Origin of the sequence: Paraburkholderia sp. Ac-20336, assembly GCF_017105025.1 — a bacterium.
Taxonomy (GTDB): domain Bacteria; phylum Pseudomonadota; class Gammaproteobacteria; order Burkholderiales; family Burkholderiaceae; genus Paraburkholderia.
This window is the reverse complement of the sequence record NZ_JAAGPS010000243.1, coordinates 1-4,321: the sequence shown is the minus strand read 5'-3', so window position 1 is coordinate 4,321 and position 4,321 is coordinate 1. Positions and strand designations below refer to the sequence as shown.

Sequence of the window (4,321 nt, the reverse complement as noted above, 5' to 3'; positions counted from 1 at the left end):
GCGCGCCGCTGCCGCCGGCGGCGCCTCCCATACCACCCGCCGCCGCGCCGGCCGGCATCGCCGCCGACGCCATGCGGCTGTCGATATAACGTTCGACGCTCACCTGGCCTTTGCGTTGCGTGCCGCGCTGCCACAGCAGCAACGCCAGCGCCGCGCAGACGAGCGCGAGCGCCACGAAGACCAGTACCGCGCTAGACATTGAAGCCTCCGCCGAAGCCGCCGCCGTTGCCGCCGCCTCCGAAGCCACCGCCAAAACCGCCGCCGCCGAAGCCCGCATTGCCGAAGCCCTGCGCCTGCTCGCCGCCGCCGAGCACCTGGCGGAAGCGCGCGAGCTTCGGCGAATGCGGATGAATGCCGAGCGACACCCAGTTGTCGAGCTCCTCGCCCTCGGGCGTCACGATCGGCTCGTAGCGATACAGCTCCTGGGTCGCGATGATGTTGTCGGAGAGTCCCGTGACCTCGGTGACCGACAGGATGCGGCGGCGTCCGTTGGAGAGCCGACCGATCTGCACGATGAAGTCGATCGCGTTGGCGATCTGGCGGCGCAGGCTCGACTCGGTGCCCTGGAAGCCCGCGAAGCCCGCCAGCATTTCGAGGCGGTACAGACACTCGCGCGGCGAGCTCGCGTGCACGGTGCCCATCGAGCCGTCGTGGCCGGTGTTCATCGCCTGCAGCATTTCGAGCACTTCGCCGCCGCGCACTTCGCCGACGATGATGCGGTCCGGGCGCATGCGCAGCGTATTGCGCAGCAGGTCGCGAATCGTCACGACGCCCGCGCCGTCGAAGCCGCCCGGGCGGCTTTCGAGCCGCACCACGTGCGGGTGGTTCAGCGACAGTTCGGCCGTGTCCTCGATGGTCACGACGCGCTCCGGCTCGGGAATGTGAAACGCCAGCGCGTTGAGCAGCGAGGTCTTGCCCGAACTCGTGCCGCCCGCGACCAGCACGTTGCAGCGCGCGGCCACCGCGGCTTCGAGCAGCGCGCCGATCTCGGCGTTATAGGTGCCGTTGCCGAGCAGATCGTCGGGCCGCATCGGGTCCTTGCGGAACTTGCGGATCGACACGATCGGCCCGTCGATCGAGAGCGGCTCGATCACCACGTTCACGCGGCCGCCGTTCGGCAGACGCGCGTCGACCATCGGGTTCGATTCGTCGAGACGCCGGCCGATCGGCGCGAGAATGCGCCGCACGATCCGCAGCAGATGCGCGTTGTCGGCAAAGCGCACCTGGATGCGCGTGAGGATGCCGTGACGCGACACGTACACGTCGTTGTAGCCGTTGATCAGGATGTCTTCCACGGCCGGGTCGGCGAGCAGGTCCTCGATCGGCCCGAAGCCCGCGAGTTCCTTGGTCAGCGCCTCGGCAATCAGCCGCACTTCGCTCTCGTTGATCGGAATCCGGCGCAGCCTGACGAAGCTGTCCATCTCCAGATCGACGAACTGGTTGATCGCGTTACGCGACCAGCGGCCGAACTCGGAGCCGAGTTCCTCGATGCGCGTGAGCAGATGCTCGTGCGCCGCGTTCTTGATGTCCTGGAACTGCTGGCTATGCGCGAACGCAGGCGCGTCGTCGGCAAACTGGATCTCTTTTGCCATCGTTTATGACCGCTTTTGAGTAGTGGGAATGAAGCGCCTGAGCGCGCCGAGCGCCGACTTGCCGCGCGCCGGCGCCGCGCGGTGCTGCGCGCCGCCGAGCCGCTCGACGAGCGGTTCGAGCGCGCGCACGTAGGCGTCGCGCGGCGCGACGTCGACCAGCAGATGCCCCTGGTTGACCGCCTGGCCGAGCGCGATGCGCCGCTCGGGCAAGCTCGCGAGCAGCGGAATTTCGAGGCGCTGCGCGATCTGCGCGGCGGCGAGGCCGAGGTCGGCATCGAATTTGTTGACGACGAGCTGCACGTTCGAGGTGTCGAGGCCCTCTTCGCGCAAGCCGTCGAGCACGCTGACCGCCGAGACGATCGAGGCGACGCCCTGGTCGCACAGGAGCCAGGTTTCGTCGGCGGCCTGCACGACCTGCGCGATGAATTCGCTGTTGCCGAAGCCGCCGAGGTCGATGAGCTGCTGGTCGAAAAACGCGCGCAGCCGGTTCAGCAAGCCGATCGACGACGAATACGAGACCTCGCGCATGTCGGCGAGATTCGGCGGCAGCGTGGTCAGCGCGAGACCGCTCGCGTGATGCGACAGCGCCGTGTGCACGAAAGTCTGGTCGAAGCGGCGCAGGTTGCGCACGGCCTCGACGAAATTGAATTCGCTGCGTGTGTTGAGCAGCAGCGAGCCGTCCGCGGCGGGCAGGCCGAGATCGAGCAGCGCGGCCTGGCGCCCCTGCGCGACGTCGCGCCGCTGCAGCAGCACGCCGAGGTTGGCGGCGAGCGTGCTCACGCCCATGCCGATGCGCGCGCCGAGCAGCGCCGTAACACGGCCGTGGCGGCTCACCGGTTCGATCAGATTGTCGAGCACCTGGCGCGTGATGCGCAGCGCGTCCTCGGGCGGCCCCGACAGGTCGATGAAGTCGCGCACGCCGGCGCGCAGCGCGGCGAGCGCGCTCTCGGGCTCGGCGAGCGAGCCGAGCGCAACGATCTGCAGCGACGGATAGGCCGCGCGCACCGAGTTCGCGGCCGCGCTCGCCGCCGCGCCGCGGCCGCACGAAAAGTCGACGAACACCAGCGACGGATTGAGCGTCGCGATGCGCTGCATCAGCAGCGCCGGATCGAGCGTGGCCGCCTCGATCACGCCCGCACCGGCGAGCGTATTGGCGAGCCAGTGCACGTGCTCGTCGGCGAGCGACGCGAACACGAAGTGATCGGTGATCGCCCGTTCAGTCAACGAATGCGTTCTCGCGTTCATGTTGGACATCCTCTTGCGGCATCGACCCTAAAGCCGCCGCCTCGTACTGTCTGCCGGCGCACACGCGCCGGCTCGAAAACCTCGCCTGCTCCCTGCCGCCTGCCGCGCGGCGACACACCGGCTTCACTTGGAGAACCCCGGCACCGCATCGCGCGCTGCGACGCCGCCCAGCAACGAGCGCCACACCGGTCCGTCGCGCTGCTCGGCCTGCTCGCCCGGCGTCGACGGCAAGTCCGCGCCCTTCGCGAGCGGCGAAACCAGATGTGGCGTCACGATGATGACGAGTTCCTTCTCGTTCTGCTGATAGTTGAGCTGCTTGAAGAACGTGCCGAGAATCGGCAGATCGCCGAGCAGCGGCACCTTCGCGACGTTCGACGCGGTCTCGCGATCGATCAGCCCGCCGATCATGAAGCTCTCGCCGTCGCCGAGCTCGACCGTCGTGTCGGCGCGGCGCGTGATGAACGCGGGTACCGACACGCCGCTGATCGTCACCGCGTTCGCGAAGTCGAGCTGGCTCGCCTCGGGCGCCACCTTCAGCGCGATGCGCTGCGGGCTCAGCACGGTCGGCGTCAGCGTGAGCCCGACGCCGTACTGCTTGTATTCGATCGAGGTCGTACCGAGCGCCTGCGGCACCGGCACCGGCACTTCGCCGCCGGCGAGGAAGCTCGCGCTTTGCCCGGACAGCGCGACGAGCGTCGGCTCGGCCAGCACGCGCGCGAGGTTGTTGCCTTCGAGCAGGCTCAGGTTCGCGAACAGCCCGTGCGTCGCCGAATTGAAGATCAGGTTGAACGCCGACGAGATCGGCTGCGTGCTCGTCACGCTGGGTGGCGAGGTGCCACCGCCCGTCACCGAACTCAGGGACGACGGCGCGAACGAGCCGAACGTGAAGCCGTTGTTCTGCTTCAGGAAGTTGAAGCCGACTTCCTTCAGCACCGAACGGCTGAATTCGACCACCCGCACGTCGACCTGCACGACCGCACGGCTCGCCACCGTCGACGTGTCGAACACGGCGCCGTCCTTGCCGACCGCGCCTTGGGCCGCGACGACGGCACGCTGGTGCGACTCCATCGTCGCCGACGAACCGGACACCACCGCCGTGCCGCCGAGCACCTTGACGCTCGGCGTATCGGCGCCGAGCAGCGAGGCCGCGGCCGGCGTCGTCACGTTGACCGTGTAGCGCAGCGGCGCGTCGCGCTCGCGCACCCAGACCATCAGGCTCGTCGTACCCGCGGCCTTGCCGACCAGCAGCACGCCGCCGTTCTTGCCGCCCTTGACGATCAGCACGTCGGCGACGCCTGGATCGCCGATCGCCACGCGCTGCAGCGCATGGCCCGTCGCGATCTGCTGCTGGCTGCCGACCGTCAGCGTGATGGTCTGGCCGGCCGCGCCGGGCGCGAACTCGGGCGCCTGAGCCGCCTGCTGAGCGGCCTGGGCCGCTCGCGCCCCCCGCGGGCTGACCCTCTCCTTGGCCGGACCGGCCCATT

3 protein-coding genes and 1 pseudogene are annotated in these 4,321 nt (G+C 69.1%); all 4 read right to left on the bottom strand.

Annotated features, from left to right (window positions below; genetic code table 11):
* Nucleotides 1-199, bottom strand: a pseudogene (locus GXB81_RS30510) (type II secretion protein F); the annotation flags it as partial.
* A complete protein-coding gene (locus GXB81_RS30505; protein WP_167040140.1) occupies nt 192-1,592 on the bottom strand; it encodes a CpaF family protein in 1,401 nt (466 codons plus the stop codon). The gene GXB81_RS30505 and the pseudogene GXB81_RS30510, both read right to left, overlap by 8 nt.
* A 3-nt stretch (nt 1,593-1,595) precedes the next feature.
* Nucleotides 1,596-2,837, bottom strand: coding sequence for a fimbrial protein (locus tag GXB81_RS30500; RefSeq protein ID WP_205991154.1), 1,242 nt, complete (start codon nt 2,835-2,837; stop codon nt 1,596-1,598).
* Nucleotides 2,838-2,960: 123 nt separating this feature from the next.
* Nucleotides 2,961-4,208 (bottom strand): type II and III secretion system protein family protein, encoded by a 1,248-nt coding sequence (locus GXB81_RS30495; RefSeq protein WP_205991155.1) that lies wholly within the window; start codon nt 4,206-4,208, stop codon nt 2,961-2,963.
* Nucleotides 4,209-4,321 lie beyond the last annotated feature (113 nt).